This window comes from Streptomyces chartreusis NRRL 3882 (genome assembly GCF_900236475.1).
Classification (GTDB): domain Bacteria; phylum Actinomycetota; class Actinomycetes; order Streptomycetales; family Streptomycetaceae; genus Streptomyces; species Streptomyces chartreusis_D.
In genome coordinates, this window is record NZ_LT963352.1 from 4,861,122 (window position 1) to 4,882,234 (window position 21,113).

General features: G+C 71.1%; 16 protein-coding genes. 5 read left to right on the forward strand and 11 right to left on the reverse strand.

Features of this window, described 5'->3' with window-relative positions; all coding sequences use genetic code 11:
* Positions 1-137 precede the first annotated feature (137 nt).
* On the forward strand, positions 138-2,198 hold the full coding sequence (locus SCNRRL3882_RS21925) for a pectinesterase family protein (RefSeq protein ID WP_010036240.1): 2,061 nt from the start codon (positions 138-140) through the stop codon (positions 2,196-2,198).
* Between the two features lie 56 nt (positions 2,199-2,254).
* Here the strand turns inward: SCNRRL3882_RS21925 and SCNRRL3882_RS21930 are convergent, their stop codons facing one another.
* The 5 genes from SCNRRL3882_RS21930 to SCNRRL3882_RS21950 form a co-directional block, all read right to left on the reverse strand.
* Entirely contained in the window at positions 2,255-3,277 is a 1,023-nt protein-coding gene (locus tag SCNRRL3882_RS21930) for a glycoside hydrolase family 5 protein (RefSeq protein ID WP_010036239.1), read from the reverse strand.
* Between the two features lie 236 nt (positions 3,278-3,513).
* Positions 3,514-8,088: a serine protease gene (locus SCNRRL3882_RS21935; RefSeq protein ID WP_010036235.1), complete on the reverse strand. Its 4,575-nt coding sequence runs from the start codon at positions 8,086-8,088 to the stop codon at positions 3,514-3,516.
* A 28-nt stretch (positions 8,089-8,116) separates the two neighbouring features.
* On the reverse strand, positions 8,117-8,425 hold the full coding sequence (locus tag SCNRRL3882_RS21940) for a trypco2 family protein (protein ID WP_010036233.1): 309 nt from the start codon (positions 8,423-8,425) through the stop codon (positions 8,117-8,119).
* Positions 8,426-8,522: 97 nt separating this feature from the next.
* Positions 8,523-9,758 (reverse strand): DUF2993 domain-containing protein, encoded by a 1,236-nt coding sequence (locus SCNRRL3882_RS21945; RefSeq protein WP_010036231.1) that lies wholly within the window; start codon positions 9,756-9,758, stop codon positions 8,523-8,525.
* 306 nt (positions 9,759-10,064) lie between these two features.
* Positions 10,065-11,888 carry a bifunctional metallophosphatase/5'-nucleotidase gene (locus SCNRRL3882_RS21950; protein WP_010036227.1) on the reverse strand — a complete coding sequence of 608 codons (1,824 nt, stop codon included), beginning with the start codon at positions 11,886-11,888 and terminating at the stop codon, positions 10,065-10,067.
* A gap of 146 nt (positions 11,889-12,034) precedes the next feature.
* Here SCNRRL3882_RS21950 and mshD point away from each other — a divergent pair, with 146 nt between their 5' ends.
* Positions 12,035-12,961 (forward strand): mycothiol synthase, encoded by a 927-nt coding sequence (gene mshD, locus SCNRRL3882_RS21955; RefSeq protein ID WP_010036225.1) that lies wholly within the window; start codon positions 12,035-12,037, stop codon positions 12,959-12,961.
* A 66-nt stretch (positions 12,962-13,027) separates the two neighbouring features.
* Here the strand turns inward: mshD and SCNRRL3882_RS21960 are convergent, their stop codons facing one another.
* From SCNRRL3882_RS21960 to SCNRRL3882_RS21985, 6 genes are all read right to left on the reverse strand, one after another.
* Positions 13,028-14,482, reverse strand: a complete 1,455-nt coding sequence (locus SCNRRL3882_RS21960; protein ID WP_010036224.1) for a sensor histidine kinase — start codon at positions 14,480-14,482, stop codon at positions 13,028-13,030.
* A complete protein-coding gene (locus tag SCNRRL3882_RS21965) occupies positions 14,479-15,216 on the reverse strand; it encodes a response regulator transcription factor (protein ID WP_010036223.1) in 738 nt (245 codons plus the stop codon). The genes SCNRRL3882_RS21960 and SCNRRL3882_RS21965 overlap by 4 nt, the downstream gene beginning before the upstream one ends.
* 90 nt (positions 15,217-15,306) lie before the next feature.
* Positions 15,307-15,495, reverse strand: coding sequence for a hypothetical protein (locus SCNRRL3882_RS21970; RefSeq protein ID WP_010036222.1), 189 nt, complete (start codon positions 15,493-15,495; stop codon positions 15,307-15,309).
* A gap of 23 nt (positions 15,496-15,518) precedes the next feature.
* Positions 15,519-16,514: a S1C family serine protease gene (locus tag SCNRRL3882_RS21975; protein WP_010036221.1), complete on the reverse strand. Its 996-nt coding sequence runs from the start codon at positions 16,512-16,514 to the stop codon at positions 15,519-15,521.
* Between the two features lie 121 nt (positions 16,515-16,635).
* Positions 16,636-17,658: a LacI family DNA-binding transcriptional regulator gene (locus SCNRRL3882_RS21980; RefSeq protein ID WP_010036219.1), complete on the reverse strand. Its 1,023-nt coding sequence runs from the start codon at positions 17,656-17,658 to the stop codon at positions 16,636-16,638.
* A 60-nt stretch (positions 17,659-17,718) separates the two neighbouring features.
* A complete protein-coding gene (locus tag SCNRRL3882_RS21985; protein ID WP_010036217.1) occupies positions 17,719-18,498 on the reverse strand; it encodes a winged helix-turn-helix transcriptional regulator in 780 nt (259 codons plus the stop codon).
* A 172-nt stretch (positions 18,499-18,670) separates the two neighbouring features.
* Here SCNRRL3882_RS21985 and SCNRRL3882_RS21990 point away from each other — a divergent pair, with 172 nt between their 5' ends.
* Genes SCNRRL3882_RS21990 through SCNRRL3882_RS22000 form a run of 3 tightly spaced genes read left to right on the forward strand, consistent with a single transcriptional unit; the run spans position 18,671 to position 20,875 of the window.
* On the forward strand, positions 18,671-19,522 hold the full coding sequence (locus SCNRRL3882_RS21990) for an alpha/beta hydrolase (protein ID WP_029180926.1): 852 nt from the start codon (positions 18,671-18,673) through the stop codon (positions 19,520-19,522).
* 37 nt (positions 19,523-19,559) lie between these two features.
* Entirely contained in the window at positions 19,560-19,814 is a 255-nt protein-coding gene (locus SCNRRL3882_RS21995) for a MoaD/ThiS family protein (protein WP_010036212.1), read from the forward strand.
* Between the two features lie 2 nt (positions 19,815-19,816).
* Positions 19,817-20,875, forward strand: coding sequence for a hypothetical protein (locus SCNRRL3882_RS22000; protein WP_010036210.1), 1,059 nt, complete (start codon positions 19,817-19,819; stop codon positions 20,873-20,875).
* The last annotated feature ends 238 nt before the right edge of the window (positions 20,876-21,113 follow it).

The following is a 21,113-nucleotide window of genomic DNA, read 5'->3' on the forward strand; positions in this document are numbered from 1 at the left end:
TGTAGCCACACCACAGCAGGAGGCACCCCGGCCTCTGCCCCCCTCACACGATCGTGTTCAGACCCGGCAACCTTTCCGCGCCGAGCGGCAACCCACCCCCCGGACCATCCCCCCGCCGCATGGAACGGATTCGCCGCATGAGTGAGCTGCGCAGCAAGCCCCGGCACCGCAGAAGCCGCACGGCCCTGGCGGTCGGCGTCCCGCTGGCCCTGACCGCCGCCGGCACCCTCGCGTACGGCACCGACCTCGGCGTCCTCGGCTCCACCGCCCAGCAGGCCTCCGCCGCCGTCCCGGCCTGGGCCGCCGACACCGCCGACGGGTTCGCCTCCGTCAACTCCCGCGGGCAGAACGGGACGTACGGCGGCCGGGACGGCAAGACGGTCACCGTGAAGACGCAGGCCGATCTGGAGAAGTACGCGACGGCCACCGAGCCGTACGTGATCGTCGTCGCCGGCACGATCAACATGAACCCGGTCGGCAAAGAGATCAAGGTGCAGTCCGACAAGACCATCGTCGGGTCCGGGACCTCCGGGCACATCGTCGGCGGCGGGTTCTTCCTCGGCCAGGGCGTGCACAACGTGATCATCCGGAACCTGACCATCCGGGACTCGTACCAGGGTGTGTGGAACGACAAGGACCACGACTTCGACGCCGTCCAGATGGACGGCGCCCACCACGTCTGGATCGATCACAACGATCTGCGGCACATGGCCGACGGGCTCATCGACGTCCGCAAGGACAGCACGAACGTCACCGTCTCCTGGAACAAGCTGAGCGACAACAACAAGACCTTCGGCATCGGCTGGACCGAGAACGTCAAGACGGACATCACGATCCACCACAACTGGATCCGCGAGACCGAGCAGCGCAACCCGTCCACCGACAACGCCGCCCACGCGCACCTCTACAACAACTTCCTGGAGGACGCTCCGGGCACGGACATCAAGTCGTCGTACGGCAACTACTCGCGCGGCGCGACGAAGATGGTCCTGGAGAACTCCCTCTTCCAGGGCATCAAGAACCCCGTCATCAAGGACAGCGCCGCCGCGATCGTCCAGCGCGGGAACTCCTTCTCCGGCACCAGCGGGCGCAACGAGAGCGGCGGGACCGCCTTCGATCCGAAGGCCTACTACCCCTACTCCCTCGACAAGGCCGCCGACCTGCCGTCGATCCTCAGGTCCGGTGCCGGGCCGCGTGCCTCCATCGGCACGACCGCCGCCGCCTCCACCAAGGCAGCCGCCGCGACCACCCTCACCGTCGCCAAGGACGGCAGCGGGCAGTACACGACCGTCCAGGCCGCCGTGAACGCCGTACCCGCCAACAACCCCTCGCGCGTGGTGATCGCCGTGAAGCCGGGGACGTACCGGGAGACGGTGAGGGTCCCCTCCAACAAACCGCACGTCACCATCCAGGGCACCGGCGGCAGCCGCAAGGACACGACGATCGTCTACAACAACGCGTCCGGGACGCCGAAGCCCGGCGGCGGCACGTACGGCACGGGCGGCAGCGCCACCGTCGCCGTCGAGGCCGACGACTTCCAGGCGCGGAACCTGACCATCTCCAACGACTTCGACGAGAAGGCCAACCAGAACCTGAGCGGGCAGCAGGCCGTCGCCCTGCGGACCGCCGCCGACAAGGTGTTCCTGGACGGGATCATCGTCAGCGGCGACCAGGACACGCTGCTGCTCGACACCGCCGCCAAGGACAAGCTGGGACGGGTCTACGTCAGCAACTCGTACGTCATCGGGAACGTCGACTTCATCTTCGGGCGGGCCACGGCCGTCGTCGACAAGTCCGTCATCACGCTGAAGAAGCGCTGGAACGGCGACTCGGCCGGTTACGTCACCGCGCCGAGCACCGCCGCGAACCGCAAGGGCATCCTGATCGCCAACTCCACGGTGAACGGCGATGTGTCGAACGGCAGCTTCTACCTCGGCCGGCCCTGGCACGCGGGCGGTGACGCCTCGCTCGACCCGCAGACCACGGTCCGCAACACCAACCTGAGTGCCGCGATCAAGTCCACGCCGTGGACCGACATGAGCGGCTTCTCGTGGAAGGACGACCGGTTCGCCGAGTACAAGAACACCGGTGCGGGGGCGGGTCCGGCGACCTCCGACCGGCCGCACCTGACCGACGCGCAGGCCGCGAACCAGGAGGTCGCGGACTGGCTCGCGGGCTGGACGCCCTCGGCGTCCTGACGGCTCCCTTCCGGGTCCGGCTGACGAGCGGCGCCGGACCCGGAAGGGCACCATTCCTACTGGTTCCAGGCGTAGTGCAGCCGGTCCAGGCCGCTCTGGTTGTTCACCGTCAGGCTGAGGTTCGTGCCCGTGCCCTGGAGCGTGGTGAGGGAGTAGGTGTCACCGTTGCGCAGGCCGGGCCAGTAGACGGAGCCCAGGCCCAGCTCGCGGATGGTGTCGGTCGCGGCCTGGATGTACGCGACCTCGTTGGAGCCGTTGACCGGGCCGTTGTAGTCCAGGCCGGTCGTCATGGACGCGCCGAACTCGTCGAGGATCGTGCGCGACGCGCAGTCGCCGATGCGCGCCTTGAAGTCCTGCTTCCACTGGTCGACGCTGGTCCAGTCGGTGTGCCAGAACCCGTAGTTGTGCAGGGCCAGGCGGGTGCCCTTGAGGCGCGGGTCGGCGCACACCGGCTTGACGTCCTCGCTGTACTTGTAGCCGCCGATCAGGATCCGGTCGCGGGGCACGTTGCCGTGGGTGGCCACCCACTTCGCGGCGATGTCGGTCCACTCCTGGGCGGTGTAGCCGAACGGCTCGTTCATCGGCTCGAAGTACACCTTGGAGTTGCGGGCGTAGGCGGAGGTGATCCGCGCCCACATCTGGTCCCAGGACGCCTGGTTGTCGATCTTGCCGTCCTTGGCGTTGTCGGCCTCCCAGTAGCCCAGGATGACCTTGAAGCCCTTGGCGGTGGCGGCGTCGATCGCGCCCCGGTACGACTTCCAGAACGGGCCGTTCACGGAGGTGGGGTTGACCGGGAGGCGGACGGTGTTGGCGCCCAGCTTGGAGAATCCGCCGATGATCGCCGTGGACTTGGCGTACGTGGTGGCGTAGCTGTCGGAGGTGGACAGGCCCGAGGGCACGACCGCGTCGTGCGCGTAGTTGTCGCGCGGGTCGGCCCAGTTGACGCCCTTGAAGTCGCTGACGGGCGGCGGGGCGGTGGGGGAGGCGGCTGCGGGGGAGGCGAGTGCTCCGCCGAATGCCGTGACGCAGGCGAGCAGCGCCCCCAGGCCGGCTATCCCCCTATGAGTCTTTCGTGACACGACGTCCCCTTCTGAGCAGTTGCGTGAGCGAGACCTCGCGCATAGAGCGGCGGCTCGTTGGCTCCCGCAAACTAGAAGAGGACTCAAACAGAGGTCAACACATCTGCTCACCAAATTTCATCAAGAACGCAGACTTCCACGGGCCGTGGAGGCGGATCGTGCCGTTGAGGATCAGAGTCTCCTGCGGCAGCAGGGTCACGTTCTCGCGCAGGAACTCCAGGGGCCCGAATCGCAATTCACGCAGAACTTACGCGCGTGTCCGAAGTCAGCCATGCCAGCAGCTGCTCGGCGCCCTGCTTGGCTTCTGGGGCGTACCCGTCCCCATCGATCACGGCACGAAGCAGGCGCATGGCCTCCGGCCGAAACTCCGCGCCCAGGTCGACCAGGTCCTTGACGTCCCGGCCGCGATCCTCGGCGGTCGTCCACGGGCTGGTGATGAGGCCGGCGAGGACATCGGCGGCCGACGTCCGGTGCCTGCCGCCGACCGTGGCCATGAAGCGGGCCAGATCGCGGCGGTCGCGGGCGACGACCAGCCGGCCATGGGCGAATGCCCTGAAGACCTCCACGGCTTCGTCGGTGTACGGGCCACCGAGGCCGGCCAGTTCCTCCGCTGCGCGCACCCGGTCCCGGCGGGACGTCGAGCGGCGTCTGATGAGACCTTTCAGGATCCTGGCCGCAGCCGGCTCGTGCGTCTCCCCCAGCGCGGTCAGGAGCCCGGCCATCGCGATGCGGTCGCGGGCACGGGTCCACGGCCGTCCGGCCGCCCTGCGGACCGCTCGCGCGCTGTCATCGGCATACGGCTCACCCAGATCGACGAGGATGTCCTCGGCGAGGCTCCTGTTCCCACTGGTGGTCCAGTCCATCTCACCGGAACTACGCCGTGTGGCAATCGTGCGGACCACTCGAGCCACCTCTTCGGCCCGCTGACCGTCGACGCAGAGCAGGGCGCGGGCGGCCAGCAGCCGTTCCCTGCCGCTGGTCCGACGATCGGTGGCGAGAGCGAACAGGACCGCCGGATCCGTGGGTACATGGCTGCCACCGAGCGCCAACAACGCCCGCGCGGCGTTCCGCCGGTGCCTGCTGTCGCGGTCAGGACGGTTCAGGTCGGCCCGCAACCCGGTCACGATCAGGCCCAGCCAGGGTTCGCCGAGCGAGTGAAGCCGCTGTGCGACCTGCTCCCGCTGCTCCGCGTCCAGCCGGGGATCGCTCAGTCGGCGACGCAGGGCGGCTGCTGTCTCCCCGACCTGACCACCACGTGTTCCGCGCAGGGCCTTCAGCGCCTTCTCCGCGTCACCCGGCTCGACCTCACGGTCGGCCACCAGGTCCTGCCAGAGCGCCGGATCACTCACCGGCACCGGCACCTGGAGCTCGAGCAACGCGCGTGCCGCGATGAGGCGATCCTTCCGTGCGGTCCTGGTGTCCATGAGCCGGGACCGGATCCTCCGGACGGTCGTCTCCCGTTCCGCAGTACCGAGCTTCTGTAACGCCACCGCCGCCCCTGCCCTTTCACCGGGGCTGCTGTACCGGTCCACGAGCACGGAGTACAGCGCACACGCCACCTCGTCGGCGGCACCGCTTCCGGCCTCCGCCATGAGAGTCGCGGTGTGCAGGCGCAGCCCCGGGCTGGTCCGGCGGTCGTCCAGGATGCGCTGCCAAGCCGACCGCTGATCCCCCGGCGTTTCCTTCGGCGTACTGTCAACGATCTGCTGCGCCGCCCTGCGCGCCCATTTGCCGCTGCTGCGCGCTTCGAGGATGCGCTGCGCCCGATGCCGTGCCTCCTCCGCGTAGGTGCCGCCCAGCCGCGCCAGAAACCGCCCTGCGTAGGCGCGGTGGTGGGCATCCAGGGTGACGTCGTCCATGATCGCCCGGCAGGCCCGGGCGGCGTACTCCCTTTGCTGGGGGCGAAAGTGGGTCAGCTCCATCGCGGACAGTGTCCGTTCCAGTGGATCGACGTCCGGATCGGCGGCGATGCCCTGGAGCACCTGTGCGGCCTCATCGGCGTACGCCGAGCCGAGCGAGGCGAGCTGGTCGGCGGCGCGCCGGCGGAAATACGAAGGGCTGAGGGGATCGGACACCAGGTCCCGGATCACCTGAGCCGCGACCGGGCGGTGCCGCTCACCGAAGCGGGGCAGCGCCATGGCGGCGGAGAGGCGGCGGCTCCAGTCCAGCAGGGGGTCGCCTGCGATCTCGGTGAGGATGCGCGCGGCCTGAGCGGCGTGATCGTCACCGAGTTCCGCGAGGGTGGCGGCAGCCTGCTGCCGGTCGTAATCCTCGGCCCGCCGGTGCCTCAGGACGGCCTGGAGAACCGTTGCGGCCTCGTCCTCGTGCTCGGGGTGGGTGTCGAGCAGGGCGCTCGCCGCGTGCCGTAGGTCGAACATCCTCGCGTTCGGCGCTGCGGAGATCCGCACCAGGGCCTGCGCGGCATCCGCCGGACGGTGTGCCATCAGCGCCGTGGCAGCCTCCACCTGGTACGGGGCTCCGGCACGAAACGCCCGGTCATGGAGGTAGGCCTCGACCGCTGGGTGCCGAATGCCGGACAGCATCCTCCAGACGGCAGGGCCGGACCGCGCCTCGACGATCTCCAGGAACCGCTGATAGTGGGTGTCCTCGGCCGGGCACCGCCCCGCCAGCAGAGCGCCGGCCAGCTCCTGGCTTCCGTGCGCCTCCGTCAACAGCCATTCCAGCAACCGTCGTCCGCCGGCCCGGTGACGGTGGCAGTAGTGGACGAGCGCATCCCGGTGCAGCTCGCTGAGCGGATGGCCTGTGTGGCCCGACGCGGCCAGCAGGCTGGTACGCCAGGTCTCGTCCCGGAGATCGAAGGCCTCCGGAAGACCCGCGGCGAGCACTTCCGCGGCCAGATGCTCGGCGAACGTCGTGTGCAGGAACTCCACACCACTGCCTTCCCGCACGAGCAGCCCCGTTGCCAGGAGCGCGTCCATGACGGCGTTGGGCCAACCGTCGAGGGGCGGGACCGCACCGAATCGCCGGCCCTGCTCGTCCGTGCCGTGCTCCTCCCACCAGCGCAGCGCCGTCCACAGAAGGTCCTGGGCTCCGTCGGCGACCCGGGCGTGGGCGAGATGGAGTACCAGTTCCTCGAGATGCTCCCTGAGCCAGCCCACGGCACCCCGTGCGCGCGGCACACCGCCGGCGCGGGCCGTCAGCCGTCGCCACCCCTCCTCCGCCCGATCGCGCTTGGCAGTCAGCAACTGCATCCGGAACTGCTCGTACAGTGCCCAGCGGTGGTCCGGCAGCGGAGTTCCGGGCGCGTTCTCGAAGACGATGGCGGTGACGGTCGCCAGGAGTGGACTGCGCAGCAGATCGCTCAGTCCGCCCTCGTCCAGCTGTCGGAGGAAGTCCTCGGCCAGCTCCGGATGGCCGGAGTCCGTGAACCACGTGCGGGCGAACTCCTCCAGACGCGGCCGGCTGAAGGGATCCAGGCGGTAGGTGGGGAAACCGGCCTTCTTGAGCTCCTCCGTGGCCTCTGGGTCCGGGCGGGTGGTGACCAGCACGCACAGCGTGCCGGGCGCGTCGCTCCCGGCATGGTCGGCCAGGCGGTGGATGAACCGGCCGCGCTGGTCGTGATGCACCTCGTCCAGCGCGTCGACAAGGATCAGCCAGCGGGCTCCGGGCGGCAGCCGCGGCAGCGTGCCGTCTCCGGTGTCGAGACCGGTGGTACGCGCCACGGCGCTCTCAAGCGAGTGTCCGGTCTCAGCCAGCCGCGAGGCGGTGACCATGAGAGGGACGAGAGCACCGGATGCGCTCGGAGCCGTGCGGACGGCGCCACCCATGTCCAGAGCGCAGCTGTTCAGCAGCGTGGACTTCCCGACGCCCGGCCCGGCCTCGACGAGCAGATGGCCGCCTGTGCCACCGCCCAGCACCTCCGCCAGGACGTCCTCCAGCCGCTGCGGCGGCCCGGCCTCCCGCGTAGGGCTGGTCCCGGGCCCGGTCTCCGCGCTCTCCCGCCCCACCGCGCCCTCCGCCTCCCGCTCCTCCGGCCGGCTCAGCACCTGCCGGACGTACACGGCCGTCAGCCGACGAGGACGGCGGTCCTGCCGGAAGCGGTAGGGAAGCTCGTCCGCCTCCTCCCGCTGGCGGTCCAGCACCGCGTCGACGCCGGGCGGCAGCCAGTGCGGGGGGGAAGCGGCGGGAACGGTGACCTGCCGGGCCGGGAGGGGGGACGCCTCGACATCGTGCTCGGCGAGGACTCTCAGGAACTCGGGGTCCCGCAGGTCATCCAGGCCGGTTCCGGTCAGAACCCTGCGGTCACCGGTGGGTCGATGGCTGGTGACGACCCCGGCCAGCATCCCCTCCGACACGGTGAGGATGCCCGCTCCCGAGTAACCGGACCACGGCGATCCGCTGGTGGTGGACGGCCACGGATCGCTCGTACCGACCGCCATCTGTATCTGGTGAGCGGTGCGGTCCGATCCGAGCTGGATGGTTCCGTTCATCTGATGGCTCCGCGGCTGGGCCTCCTCCAGCGTGAACTGCGGGAAGCCGACCGCGTGCACCGCGATCTGTCCCATGTCACGCGGCAGTTCCGCGAACCGGACCGGTGGCAGCGAGTCCCGCTCCGCGTCCAGCACCAGAAGCGCGAGGTCACGACCGGGGTGCGGCACCACTGTCCGGACCACGGCACGGCGAGCCGACGCCACGGTCCGTACCTCGTACCGCCTGGTTCCGTCCCGTACCGCGTGTGCGGCGGTGATCGCCAGGTCACCCACCAGCAGGAAGCCGGACCCCATCAACCGCGGCTGCGAGTCGTCTCCCGTACCGACGACCTGTGCGACCCGCTCGAACCGGCCCGTCATGCCCAGTGCCCGTCAGCCCGTCGGTGCCTCAGTCCGGCAGGGGTACGGGGGCCGCCCCGTCCACGCCGGTGAGCACCCGGCCACCGTCGGATGTCTCCGCTTTCAGCTGGAGCGACACAGTATGCGTGGTAGACGTGCTCCCGGACGCCTTTCCGTCCGCAGACAGGACCCAGAACTTCACCCCGCCGCCGCCCTCCCGGGCCTGGGTGACCGTCACCTGCAGATCCAGGTTGACGTTCTCCACGTGCAGCCGGACAGGCTGCCCCTCTGCCTGGAGCGTGGCCTCGGCCAGCTCGTCCCGCAGCGCCTTCAGCGCGTCCGCGAGTCTGATCTCCATGGTCGCCTCCCCCGCCGGGCCGCTGCCCAGACACTCCTGCTGTCGCTGTCAGGCATGGTAAGTGCCCTGTAGGACAGGGGGATCGGATTCCGCGTCGTCACCGCCCCAACGTCAGCCCCGAGCCCGACACCCGCACCCGGATGCCGTCCTCCTCCACCCGTACGTCGTCCAGCCGTACGTCCCCCTGCTCCGGCTTCGGCAGTTCGAACGCCAGGGCCAGCCGGTCGGCAAGGACCGGGCGGGTCAGGCCGGACAGCTCGTCGAGGAGGTTGGGGTCCAGGCCGAGGCGGCGGAGCACGTCGGGGTTGTCCAGGGCCAGGTCGATGAGGTTGAGGCGCTCGGCCTGGCGGGCGAAGCGCGGGGAGCCGGTCAGCTCGGCGAGCTTGCCGTCGTCGGCCAGGGCGTCACGCACGGTCGCCTCGGGCACGCCCATCCGCTGCACGATGGCCGGGACCGAGAGCAGCGCCCGGGCCTTGCGGGTCTCCCGGGCGAGGTCGGCGGTCCCCTTGGGCGTCAGGTGCAGGCCCTCCGAGGCGCGGGTGCCGGGGCGGTAGGTGGCCAGGTCCCCGATGTCGAGCCGCATGCCGCCGATCTCCGTGGCGATGCCGCGCTCGCCCTGCCGCTGGATCCGGGCCTCGGCGCGCAGCCGCAGGTCGTGCCCGGCGACGGGCAGGGTGCCGTTCGCCCGGACGCGGTCGCGGCCCTCGCCGGTGAACGTCACCTGGGAGGCGCCGAGTTCGCGGTTGAGGTCCTCGAAGGACAGCAGGACGTCCCCGTCGAACCGGGGGACGTGGGCGCCGCGCACGGAGGTGAGGCCGTCGGCGTCCAGCCGGATGTCGTGCGCCGTGGCCGACACCTTCGCCAGGGAGACCCGGTCGGCGGCGACGTCCGGGACGGTCACCTTCACCGACTCCAGGCGCTTGTCGGCGAGTTGGGTGAGGAAGGGGAACCCGCCGATCTCCACCTCGGGCGCCGCCGCGAGGTCGAGCCGGTCCTTGAGCGTGTCGGCGGCCCGGTGCTCGGCGTACAGCACGGCCCAGCGGTCCGCGAGGGCGACGAAGGCGGCGAGCACGACCAGTCCGACCACCGCCTTCACCGCGAGCGGCAGCCCGGCGAAACGATTCCGCCGACGCCTGCCGCCACGCCGGTGGTCGGGCGGCGACCACTCCGGTTCCACCTCGTCCCGCCGCGCGGCCTCCTCACCGAGGAAGTCCTCCAGAGGGGTCTCCTCCAGCGGGCCGTCGTCGAGTGCGCCGAGTTCCTCGTAGGGGTTGCGGGGCTGCTCAGAGCGGTCGTGGGGGTGTTGCGTGTCCATGCGGTGGGGGGTGCGCATCGTCTCATCCGACCATGCGCACCGCCCCTGCCCGCAACCTGAACCCCCGCTATGCGATCGATGTCACGGACACCGGTGCGTCGGAGACGAAGCGCTCCACCCCTGGGCGCGGTGTCCGGGTGCTCGGCGAAGAACTCGGTCACCCGGCGGCCGTGCGTGTCAGGCCAGGGTGACCGGTTGCCGACGGCGGGTCCCTCATCGTGCCGCAACGGCTCTGACCTGGGCAGGCATTCAACCGAAACGACGACGGGGCCGGTGACACGCACCGGCCCCGTGCGGAGCTCCCCGGCGGGGAGCCCCGGTGGCCTACTGGACGATCGCGATACGGTCCGCCTTCGGCGGGGCCAGCGGGTTCGCGGCCGACGAGTTGGCCGTCAGGTACTGCTCCAGCGCGGTCAGGTCGTCGGCGCCGACGACGTCGTTCGTGCCCTGGCCGAGCGTGGGGAAGCCGTCGCCGCCGCCCGCGAGGAAGCTGTTCGTCGCGACGCGGTAGGTGGCCGCCGGGTCGATGGCCTGGCCGTTCAGCTTGACCGAGTCCGTGACCACGCGGTCGGCGCCGGACTTGGTGAGGTCCAGCGTGTAGGTGAGGCCGGACGACACCTGGAGGACCTTGGGCGCCGCCGCGTTCGGGCCGGACACCTGCTCCTTGAGCACCTGGATCAGCTGGGCGCCCGTGAAGTCCTGGAGGTTCACCGTGTTGGCGAACGGCTGGACCGTGAAGCCCTCGGCGTAGGTCACGACACCGTCGCCCTCACCGGCCTTGGCCGTGTAGGTCAGCGGTGCCCTGATGCCGCCGGGGTTCATCAGCGCCAGGTCGGTCTCCGGGTCGAGCTGCTTGCCGTGGGCGAGCTGGGCGTCGGCGATGAGGTCGCCGAGCGGGGACTCGGTGCCGGTGTTGCCGATGTCGCCGGAGATGTAGCCGATCGCGCGGTTGCCGATCGGGGCCGCCAGGGTGTTCCACTTGCTGATCAGCTCGGTCATGTCGGGCGCCTTGGGGACGTCCCGGGTGACCACGTGGTTCGCGGACTTCACGGCCGTACGGGCGATGTCGCCGGTCTTCCGGTCGTACGTCAGCGTGGTGTCGGTGTAGAGGCGGCCGAAGGACGCGGCCGAGGTGACCATGCGGGGCTTGCCCGCCGGGTCGTCGATCGTGCACACGTACGCGTTGTGCGTGTGGCCGGTGACGAGCGCGTCCACCTGCGGCGTGACGTTCTTGGCGATGTCGACGATCGGGCCGGAGATGCCGTCGCCCGCGCCCGGGGAGTCGCAGTCGTAGTTGTACGACGTCGACGCCGGGAAGCCGCCCTCGTGGATGAGGGCCACGATCGACTTCACGCCCTGCTTCTGGAGCACCTTGGCGTACTTGTTGATCGTCTCGACCTCGTCCTTGAAGGCCAGGCCCTTGACGCCCTCGGCGGAGACGATGTCCGGGGTGCCCTCCAGGGTCACGCCGATGAAGCCGACCTTGACGCCGTTCTTCTTCCACACCCAGTAGGGCTTGAGGAGCGGCTTCTGCGTCTTCTCGTCGAGGACGTTGGCGGCCAGGTAGGGGAAGTCGGCGCCCTGGAACTCCTCGTCCGCGTAGCAGCCGTCCTCGGGGTGGCAGCCGCCGTTCTGCAGGCGGGCCAGCTCCTTGGCGCCCTCGTCGAACTCGTGGTTGCCGACGGAGGTGACGTCGAGGTCGAGCTTGTTCAGCGCCTCGATGGTCGGCTCGTCGTGGAAGAGCCCGGAGATCAGCGGGGAGGCGCCGACCATGTCGCCGCCGGCCGCGGTGATGGAGTACTTCTCGCCCTCGCGGGCCTGACGCAGATGGGTGGCGAGGTACTCGACACCGCCCGCGTCGATGGTCTTCGTCGTGCCGTCGTGCTGGCGCTCGGTGACCCGGCCGGAGGAACCGGCGGGCGGCTCCAGGTTGCCGTGCAGGTCGTTGAAGGACAGCAACTGGACGTCCTGGTAGCGGCCCGGCCAGTGGCCGCCCCCGCCGTGGTTCTCGCCGGCCGACGCCGACCCGGGCACCGTCGCCGCGGCCAGCGCGCCGACGGTGGCGACACCGGCGGCGAGAGCGACGAGACGGTTCGTACGACGTCTGCGGCGCTCCTGGTGCGCCGGTGCCGGTGAAGTGGCTGGCATACGCCCCCCCCTGTGGGTCTGCTGGGACAGTGATGTCGTCCGGCGCAGCCTAGAGTCAACGCGCGTAGCGCGACAGAGCTTTCGTGGTTACATCCTGGTTGCTTCTTGCCGCCGATTTGCCGGTGGTCCCCCGTACCCTCGTACGCATGACCAGCGATGACACCGCCCGGCCCGGCCGCACCCGCTCGATCGACACGTATGCCGCCCTCTCCGCGGAGCAGACCGAGGCCGTCCTCGCACTGCTCGCCGAGGCCGCCCGCACCGACGGGCAGCAGGCGGTGTCCGAACAGGGCCGGTTGCAGTTGCGCGGGGGAGAACGCGCGGGCGTCGCCCATCTGCTGCTCACCGTCGACGGCGAACTCGTCGGGTACGCCCAGCTGGAGGACACCGATCCGGTGGAGCCGCCGGCCGCCGAGCTGGTCGTGCACCCCGGGCACCGGGGCCAGGGGCACGGGCGGGCACTGGGCTCCGCGCTGCTGGCCGCGTCCGGCAAGCGGCTGCGGGTGTGGGCGCACGGCGGCCACTCCGCCGCCCGGCACCTCGCGCAGGTCCTCGGCCTGACGCTGTTCCGCGAACTGCGCCAGATGCGGCGTCCGTTGGCCGACTTCGACGCGCCCGAGCCGGTCCTCCCCGAGGGCGTCACCGTCCGCACCTTCGTCCCCGGCCGGGACGACGCGGCCTGGCTCGCCGTCAACGCCGCCGCCTTCGCCCACCACCCCGAGCAGGGCTCACTCACCCAGCGGGACCTCGACGACCGCAAGGCCGAGCCGTGGTTCGATCCCGCGGGGTTCTTCCTGGCCTTCCGCGGCGACGAGCTCATCGGCTTCCACTGGACCAAGATCCACGCCGGGGAGGGCCTGGGCGAGGTGTACGTCCTCGGCGTCGCCCCCGGCGCCCAGGGCGGCGGCCTCGGCAAGTCCCTCACGACGATCGGCCTGCGGCACCTGGCGGGCCGGGGGGTGCCGACCGCGATGCTGTACGTCGACGCCGACAACACGGCCGCGGTGTCGGTGTACGAGCGGCTGGGGTTCGTCACGCACGAGGTGGATCTGATGTACCGGACGGAGACGTGACGACCGGTCCCGGCGGGCGTCGGCGTCAGCCCACCGTGGTTCCGATGTCTCGATACCGCATCCGTCCTATTCGGCGGCGAAGGCCGGACTGTCCGGCGGAGGCGTAGCCGCCCCCGGCAGCCGCACCGTCGCCACCGTGCCGCCGCCCTCGGCGCGGGACAGCGACACCTCGCCGCCCGCCTGCTGCACCGTGCGCGCCACGATCGACAGGCCGAGGCCCGAACCGGGCAGCGCTCGCGCGCTCGGGGAGCGCCAGAAGCGGTCGAAGACGTGGGGGAGTTCGTCGGCGGGAATGCCCGGGCCGTGGTCGCGGACCGTCAGGACGCCCTCGGACAGGCGCACCTCGATCGTGCCGGCCTCCGGGCTGAACTTCACGGCGTTGTCGAGGACGTTGACCACCGCCCGTTCCAGGGCCGAGGGTTCCGCCCGGACGAACCAGGGCTGGACGTCCGCCGTGATCGTCAGTTCCGGGCCGCGCAGCCGTGCCCGCCGCAGCGCCGAGTCGACGATGTCGTGCCAGGCGATGATCTGAGTGCGGCCCGAGTGCTGGCCCGTGTCCGGTCGGGACAGCTCCTGCAGGTCGCCGATGAGCGCGGCCAGCTCCGTCATCTGCGCCTTCACCGAGGCGAGGAGCGCCTTGCGGTCGGCCTCGGGGATGGGGCGGCCCGTCTCCTCGCTGCGGGTGAGCAGCTCGATGTTGGTGCGCAGCGAGGTGAGCGGCGTGCGGAGTTCGTGGCCGGCGTCCGCGATGAGCTGTTGCTGGAGCTCGCGGGAGCTGGCCAGCGCGGAGGTCATCGAGTTGAACGAGTGGGAGAGCCGGGCCACCTCGTCCTCGCTGTCCTCGTCCACCGGGATGCGGATGCCCAGGTCTTCCGTGCGGGCCACGTGCTCGACGGCCTCGGTGAGTTTGTCGATGGGGCGCAGTCCGGCTCGGGCGACCGCCAGTCCGGCGGCTCCGGCGCCCAGGACCCCCACGCCCGAGACCAGCAGCAGGATCAGCGCGAGATCGTTGAGTGTGCCCTGGGTGTTCTTCAGGGGCAAGGCGAGGATCAGCGCGGCGTTGGGCGCGTCGGGCTGCTCGGACGCCAGCCGCAGGGTCATCACGCGCAGGGCGTTGCCGTGCTCGTCGGTGCCGTTTCGGACGATGCCGCGCCCGATGGGGGAGTTCTTGATCACGTCCCGGTCGGCCTCGGTGACCTTGACCAGGCCCACGGAGCTGGAGTGGACGCAGATGTCCCCGTCCGCCTTGACGACCTCGAAGTAGGAGCTGTTCCGGAAGCTGTTGCCGCCCTGCGGGGTCTGCGTGCAGGTGTCCACCGCCTGCTGGATGGCGATGTTCTGTCCCGGCTTCTGAAGCATCTTCTCCAGGTCTTCGTCCACCTGGTCGTACAGCTTCCCCTGCACGATGAACCAGCACGTCACGGAGACCGCCGCCACCGCGAACGCCACCGCCGCCGCCACCAGCAGCGCCAGTCGGGACCGGATCGGCAGCGAGCGGAACCGGCGCACCACCTTGTTCACTCCGCGCCGCCCTGCCGCAACACGTAGCCCACACCCCGCACCGTGTGCACGAGGCGCGGCTCGCCGCCCGCCTCGGTCTTGCGGCGCAGGTACATCACGTACACGTCGAGGGAGTTCGACGACGGCTCGAAGTCGAAGCCCCAGACCGCCTTCAGGATCTGCTCCCGGGTGAGGACCTGGCGCGGGTGCGCCATGAACATCTCCAGCAGCGTGAACTCCGTGCGGGTCAGCTCCACCTGGCGGCCGCCGCGCGTGACCTCGCGCGTCGCGAGGTCCATGCGCAGGTCGGCGAAGGCGAGGACGTCCTCGTCGTCGGGAGAGCCCGCGCCGACGGCCGCCGCGTAGGAGCTGCGGCGGAGCAGCGCGCGGATGCGGGCGAAGAGTTCGTCCAGTTCGAAGGGCTTGACCAGGTAGTCGTCGGCGCCCGCGTCGAGGCCCGTGACCCGGTCGCCGACCGTGTCACGGGCCGTGAGCATGAGGATCGGGGTCGTGTCGCCGGTGCCGCGGATGCGGCGCGCCGCCGTCAGGCCGTCCATGCGGGGCATCTGGATGTCCAGGACGACCAGGTCGGGCCGGTACGCCGCCGCCTTCTCCAGCGCGTCCGCGCCGTCCACGGCGACCTCGGTCTCGTACCCCTCGAAGGCGAGGCTGCGCTGGAGTGCTTCGCGCACCGCCGGCTCGTCGTCGACGATCAGGATGCGCTGGGGGTCACGGTCGCCGTCTGCGGGGCTCATGGGTCGGGGTCCTCGGGTGTGGTGTGACGGGGGCGGGGTGTCGCTGACGCTCTCAGCCTCGCATGCCGGCGAGGCGGGCCGGGAGCAGGATCAGCCCCGTACCTTGCGGCGCCGGGCGGCGGCCCGGCGTGCGGCGGCCCTGCCGGCGGGCCGGGCCTTGGCCGACGCCACCTCGGGCGCCCGGCCCGTCGGCGCGTGCAGTGCGTACGCCACCGCCAGGGCCAGCCCGACCCCTGCCGGGTCCCAGCCCGGCTCCTCGTGCGCGACCTGCTCGATCATCGCCGTACTCCTCACTCGGGAACTCAGTCCGTGGAACCGGCCCGCAGCTTGGCGAGGTCGGCCTTGACGGTGTTGATCGGGATGGCGAAGCCCAGGCCGACGCTGCCGGCGTCGGAGGACGAGGAGGCGGCGCCCGTCGGCGAGTACATCGCGGAGTTGATCCCGATGATGTTGCCGTTCATGTCGATCAGCGCGCCCCCGGAGTTGCCCGGGTTGAGGGACGCGTCGGTCTGGAGCGCCTTGTACGTCGTGGTGTCCGAGCCGGTGTCGCCGTTGAACTGCCGCCCGCCGAACTCGAACGGCCAGCCGTCGCCCTGCTGGAACTGCTGCTGGCCCTGGTCCTCCTCCGTCGGGACCGTGACGTCACGGTCGAGGGCGGAGATGATGCCGCTGGTGACCGTGCCGGACAGGCCCTCGGGGGAGCCGATCGCCACGACCTCGTCGCCGACCTGCACCCCGGAGGAGTCGCCGAGCGTCGCCGCCTTCAGGCCGGAGGCGTTCTCCAGCTTGATCAGCGCCAGGTCCTTCTTGCTGTCGGTGCCGACGACCTTGGCGGAGTACGACTTGCCGTCGCTGGTCGTCACCTTGATCTGCGAGGCGCCGGCGACGACGTGGTTGTTCGTGATGATCTCGCCGCCGCTCGTGATGATCACGCCGGAGCCGGTGGCGGAACCGGCGTTGGAGTCGGCGCTGATCTCGACGATGCTGGGGCTGACCGCCTTGGCGACCCCGGCGACCGTGCCCTTCTGGGCGGACGGCACCACGTTGGTGCTGGTGGAGCTGGAGGTGACGGTGTCGTTGCCCGTCAGCTCCTGTATGCCGTAGGCCGTGCCGCCGCCGATCGCCGCGGCGACGATCGCCACGGCGGCGAGCAGGGCGACCGGGCCACGCTTGCGCTTCTTCGGAGCGGGTGCCGGGGCGTACGCCGGCGGAGGCGGCCACTCGGGGTTCACCGGGGCCTGCTGCTGACCCTCGTAAGGGTTCTCGTACTCGCCACTGCGGTGGAAGCTCTCGGTCATGTCTCAGAGCTTGGATCCCGACCATGAGAGCTTCCTGAGTGCACCCTGAGAAGCCCGACAGAACCTCGTATGCCCGATATAAAGGCGCCTCGGCCGGGCGCACAAAGGCGCCCGGAAAGGGCTAGGCGCAGCCGCAGGAGTGCCGAACCACCAGCCGCGACGGGAACACCTTCAGCCGCTCCCGGCGGGCCCCCGCCACGCGCAGCCCGTCGTCGAGGACGAGGTCCACCGCCGCCCGGGCCATGGCCGGACGGTCCGAGGCGATCGTCGTCAGGGGCGGGTCCGTCAGTGCCGCTTCCTTGATGTCGTCGAAGCCGGCCACCGCCAGCTCGCCGGGCACGTCGATCCGCAGTTCCCGAGCGGCCCGCAGCAGGCCGATCGCCTGGTCGTCGGTGGAGCAGAAGATCGCGGGCGGGCGCTCGGGGCCGGAGAGGATCTTCAGGGCTGCCTGGTAGGCGTCGTAGCGGTTGTAGAGGGCCTCGAAGAGGCGGCCCTCCGTGGAGATCCCCGCCTCGTCCATCGCCCGCCGCCAGCCCTCGACGTGGTCGGAGACCGGGTCGCCGACCGCAGGGGTCTCGGCTATGCCGCCCATACAGGCGACGTACTCGTAACCGTGCTCCAGCAGGTGCCGTACGGCGAGCTGGGCGCCGCCCAGGTCGTCCGTGACGACGGCGACGTCGTCGATGGCCTCGGGCCGCTCGTGCAGCAGCACGACGCGGGCGTCCCAGGCCTCGATCTCTGCGGCGGCCAGGTCGTTGAGCGCGTGGCTGACGAGGATCAGGCCCGAGACCCGCATGCCCAGGAAGGCCCGCAGGTAGTGGACCTCACGCTCACCCACGTAGTCCGTGTTGCCGACGAGCACCATCTTTCCGCGCTCGGAGGCGGCCTGCTCGACCGCGTGCGCCATCTCCCCGAAGAAGGGCTGGCGCGCGTCCGGGATGATCAGGCCTATGAGGTCCGTACGCCGGGACGCCATCGCCTGCGCGACCCGGTCGGGCCGGTACCCCAGCTCCTTGATCGCGGCGAGGACACGCTCGCGCGTGGCCGGGGCGACCGGCCGGGGTCCGTTGTTGATGACATAACTGACCACGGCAGTGGAAGTCCCTGCCAGCCGCGCCACATCATCCCGAGTCACCTTGGCCACGCGCGGAGTCTACGCGGATATACCCGCTCTGGGCAGGGCGTAAAGGAGCTTCCGTACGATTTACGCCTTGCTGTGCGACTCGGCGGCGTCCAGAGCGGCCGACTCGTCCGCGTTGTCCGGCTTTTCCTTGGCCGCCTTGGCCTTCGCCTCCTCGGCGGCGCGCTCCACCTTCTCCGGCGTGACGAATCGATAACCGACGTTCCGGACGGTGCCGATCAGCGACTCGTGCTCGGGGCCGAGCTTGGCGCGCAGCCGCCGTACGTGCACGTCGACCGTGCGCGTACCGCCGAAGTAGTCGTAGCCCCAGACCTCCTGGAGCAGCTGGGCGCGCGTGAAGACGCGGCCGGGGTGCTGCGCGAGGTACTTCAGGAGCTCGAACTCCTTGAAGGTGAGGTCGAGGACGCGGCCCTTGAGCTTGGCGGAGTACGTCGCCTCGTCGACCGACAGGTCGCCGTTGCGGATCTCCATCGGGGAGTCGTCGCTGACGATCTGCTGCCGTCCCATGGCCAGCCGCAGCCGCGCCTCGACCTCCGCGGGCCCGGCGGTGTCGAGCAGGACGTCGTCGATGCCCCAGTCGGCGGTGACGGCGGCGAGACCGCCCTCCGTGACGACGAGGACGAGCGGGCAGCCGGGCCCGGTCGAGCGCAGCAGCTGGCACAGGCTGCGGACCTGCGGCAGATCGCGGCGGCCGTCGACGAGGATGACGTCGGCGCCGGGGGTGTCGACGAGGGCGGGGCCCTCCGCCGGGGCCACTCGCACGTTGTGCAGGAGCAGTCCGAGGGCGGGGAGCACCTCCGTCGACGGCTGGAGGGCGTTGGTCAGGAGCAGCAGAGAACTCATACGTCTGGTTCCTCCTCGGTCCCTGCGAGGACGTTTGTTGGCACAGCACAGCTCTGCGATCCCGAAGGCCCCGTACACCTGCGGTTTCCCGCGTCGTATACAACGCTTCCGAAAGCACAAAAGGACCCGGGGGCTACGCTGCCCGAGTCCTCTGCCCAGCAGAATAGCCCACATGAGCTCTGGTCCGGCAGGTCATGTGGCGCGTTCCACCGTTCGTCCGCACTCCGAGACGACCCGGGGAACGCATGTGCGGGCGCAATTGCGGACCTTTCTGCGCACGTCCGACGGTGTGACCATCGACGCCGTATACGACCCGGGTGCCGTCGTATACGACACCTCTCGGTCGCCTGCCGCTCACCCCGTGTTCGTCGTCGCCCACGGCTTCACCGGGGCCGTGGACCGGCCGCACGTCCGCCGGGTCGCGCGGGCCTTCGCCCGGTACGGGGCCGTCGTCACGTTCTCCTTCCGGGGCCACGGGGCCTCCGGCGGGCGGTCGACGGTCGGGGACCGGGAGGTGCTGGACCTGGCGGCGGCGGTGCGGTGGGCCCGGGAGCTCGGGCACGCGCGCGTGGGGACGGTGGGGTTCTCCATGGGCGGCTCGGTGGTGCTGCGGCACGGGGCGCTGTACCCGCGGCAGACCGACGCGGTGGTGTCGGTGAGCGCGCCGGCCCGGTGGTACTACCGGGGGACCGCCCCCATGCGCCGGCTGCACTGGCTGGTGACGCGGCCGGAGGGCCGCGTGGTGAGCCGCTACGGATTCCGTACCCGCATCCACCACCGGGACTGGGACCCGGTCCCCCTCTCCCCGGTGGAGGCCGTGCCGAGGATCGCGCCCACGCCCCTGCTGATCGTGCACGGCGACGCCGACGGCTACTTCCCCGTCGACCATCCCCGCATGCTGGCCGCGGCGGCGGCTGACCAGGGCGAACTGTGGCTGGAGCCGGGCATGGGGCATGCCGAGCACGCGGCGAGTGACGAACTGCTGGGCCGGATCGGGGAGTGGGTGGTGGGCCGGGCGGGCTAGCCTGACGGGGTTCACCGACAAGCAATCGAGGAAGCAGATGCCAAAGGTCACGGTGCGCTACTGGGCCGCCGCCAAGGCCGCGGCCGGGGTGGCCGAGGAGCCGTACGAGGCGGCCACGCTCGCCGAGGCGCTCGACGGGGTGCGTGAGCGGCACCCCGGCGAACTCGAGCGCGTGCTGCGGCGATGCTCGTTCCTCGTGGACGGTGACCCCGTGGGCACCCGCGGACATGAGACGGTACGGCTGGCCGACGGCGGCACGGTCGAGGTGCTCCCGCCGTTCGCAGGAGGGTGACCATGACCAATCAGCCCAACCAGCCGTACGACGGCTACGACCCCTACTGGCAGCAGGGGTACCAGCAAGGGCACCAGGGGTACGACGATCCGTACGCCGCCCAGCAGTACACGCAGCAGTGGCAGGGGCAGACCTGGGAGACGCAGACGCAGTCGCCGGTGTCCGCGCCGGTGACGGCGGCGGAGGAGACGGCGTATCTGCCGCCGCAGGGATACGGGACTCCCAGTGAGGCGGTTCCTGCTGCTGCGCCCGCTTCGCCTCCCGCTCCCGCTGCCGAGTACGGCCCGGCCACCGTCGCCGGGAACGCGCGCGTCACGGACGCGCAGCGGGCGCGGGCGGAAGGACGGTCGCCGATCATCGAGCCCGGGGTGCAGCCGGCCGCGCTGACGGCGCTGCTGGGGCTGTTGCTGGCGGGCGCGGCGGCGGTCGGCACGTATGCGCTCCTGGTGCCGCTCGTCGTCCTCCAGGCCGTCACTGCGGCGGGCTGGTTCCGGCTGAACGGGATGTGGCCGGCCCGGCAGGGCATCGCACTGGGCTTCGCGGGCGCGCTGGCCGCGGACGCGGCGCTGCTGGCGTCGGACGGCTCGCCCTCGGCGATCCTGGGCACGCTCGGGGTGTGGGTGCTGCTGGCGCTGGTGCTCCAGCTGCGGTCGCACGCCGACCCGGACGAGCGGATGTACGGCCTGATGGCGACGGTCGCGGCGTCGGCGCTGGCGATCGTGGCGGGCGGGTACCTCGCGGCCGAGGCGGACGCGGTGACCGTGGGCGCGATCGCGGTGGCGGTCGCGGTCCTGGCCCGTGCCCTGCCGCTGCCGACCCCGGTGTCCGTGGTGGTCGCGCTGCTCGCGGCGGCGGGCGGCGGCGTCGCGGGCGGCTCGCTGACGGGCCTGGGCACGTCGGGCGCCCTCCTGGGCGTGGGCGCGGCGGCCTGCGGCCTGATCGGCCACCGAGTCGCCGGCTACGACTACCCGTCCCGCTTCGTCCACTTCACCGCAGGCGTGGCCCTGCCCCTGTCGGCGGCGGCCCCGGCGGTCTACGTACTCGGTCGGGCCCTGGTCTAGCGCTTAGGCGGCGGTGGTGTTTGGGTCGCGTGCGCGGGCTGCCCCAGCTGCCGGCAGTCGTGCCGCTGGGGCGGCACGGGTGGGCGCAGCGGCACCCCGTTCCGCCGGGCTGCGGACCCGCCCGGCACCGGGCACGGACGCCGGGCGCCCGGCCTGTCACAGATGATCGACAAACCCGTGGACCAGACCCACGCGGAGTTACCCTCACGCAAGGACGGCCGCTCGGTCGTCGAACGCC

Bases quoted from the DNA above. Each gene is read 5' to 3' on its own strand.
- SCNRRL3882_RS21925 (WP_010036240.1), top strand. From the start codon at position 138: ATGAGTGAGCTGCGCAGCAAGCCCCGGCACCGCAGAAGCCGCACGGCC.
- SCNRRL3882_RS21935 (WP_010036235.1), bottom strand. From the start codon at position 8,088: ATGACGGGCCGGTTCGAGCGGGTCGCACAGGTCGTCGGTACGGGAGAC.
- SCNRRL3882_RS21940 (WP_010036233.1), bottom strand. From the start codon at position 8,425: ATGGAGATCAGACTCGCGGACGCGCTGAAGGCGCTGCGGGACGAGCTG.
- SCNRRL3882_RS21945 (WP_010036231.1), bottom strand. From the start codon at position 9,758: ATGCGCACCCCCCACCGCATGGACACGCAACACCCCCACGACCGCTCT.
- SCNRRL3882_RS21950 (WP_010036227.1), bottom strand. From the start codon at position 11,888: ATGCCAGCCACTTCACCGGCACCGGCGCACCAGGAGCGCCGCAGACGT.
- mshD (WP_010036225.1), top strand. From the start codon at position 12,035: ATGACCAGCGATGACACCGCCCGGCCCGGCCGCACCCGCTCGATCGAC.
- SCNRRL3882_RS21965 (WP_010036223.1), bottom strand. From the start codon at position 15,216: ATGAGCCCCGCAGACGGCGACCGTGACCCCCAGCGCATCCTGATCGTC.
- SCNRRL3882_RS21970 (WP_010036222.1), bottom strand. From the start codon at position 15,495: ATGATCGAGCAGGTCGCGCACGAGGAGCCGGGCTGGGACCCGGCAGGG.
- SCNRRL3882_RS21975 (WP_010036221.1), bottom strand. From the start codon at position 16,514: ATGACCGAGAGCTTCCACCGCAGTGGCGAGTACGAGAACCCTTACGAG.
- SCNRRL3882_RS21985 (WP_010036217.1), bottom strand. From the start codon at position 18,498: ATGAGTTCTCTGCTGCTCCTGACCAACGCCCTCCAGCCGTCGACGGAG.
- SCNRRL3882_RS21990 (WP_029180926.1), top strand. From the start codon at position 18,671: ATGAGCTCTGGTCCGGCAGGTCATGTGGCGCGTTCCACCGTTCGTCCG.
- SCNRRL3882_RS21995 (WP_010036212.1), top strand. From the start codon at position 19,560: ATGCCAAAGGTCACGGTGCGCTACTGGGCCGCCGCCAAGGCCGCGGCC.
- SCNRRL3882_RS22000 (WP_010036210.1), top strand. From the start codon at position 19,817: ATGACCAATCAGCCCAACCAGCCGTACGACGGCTACGACCCCTACTGG.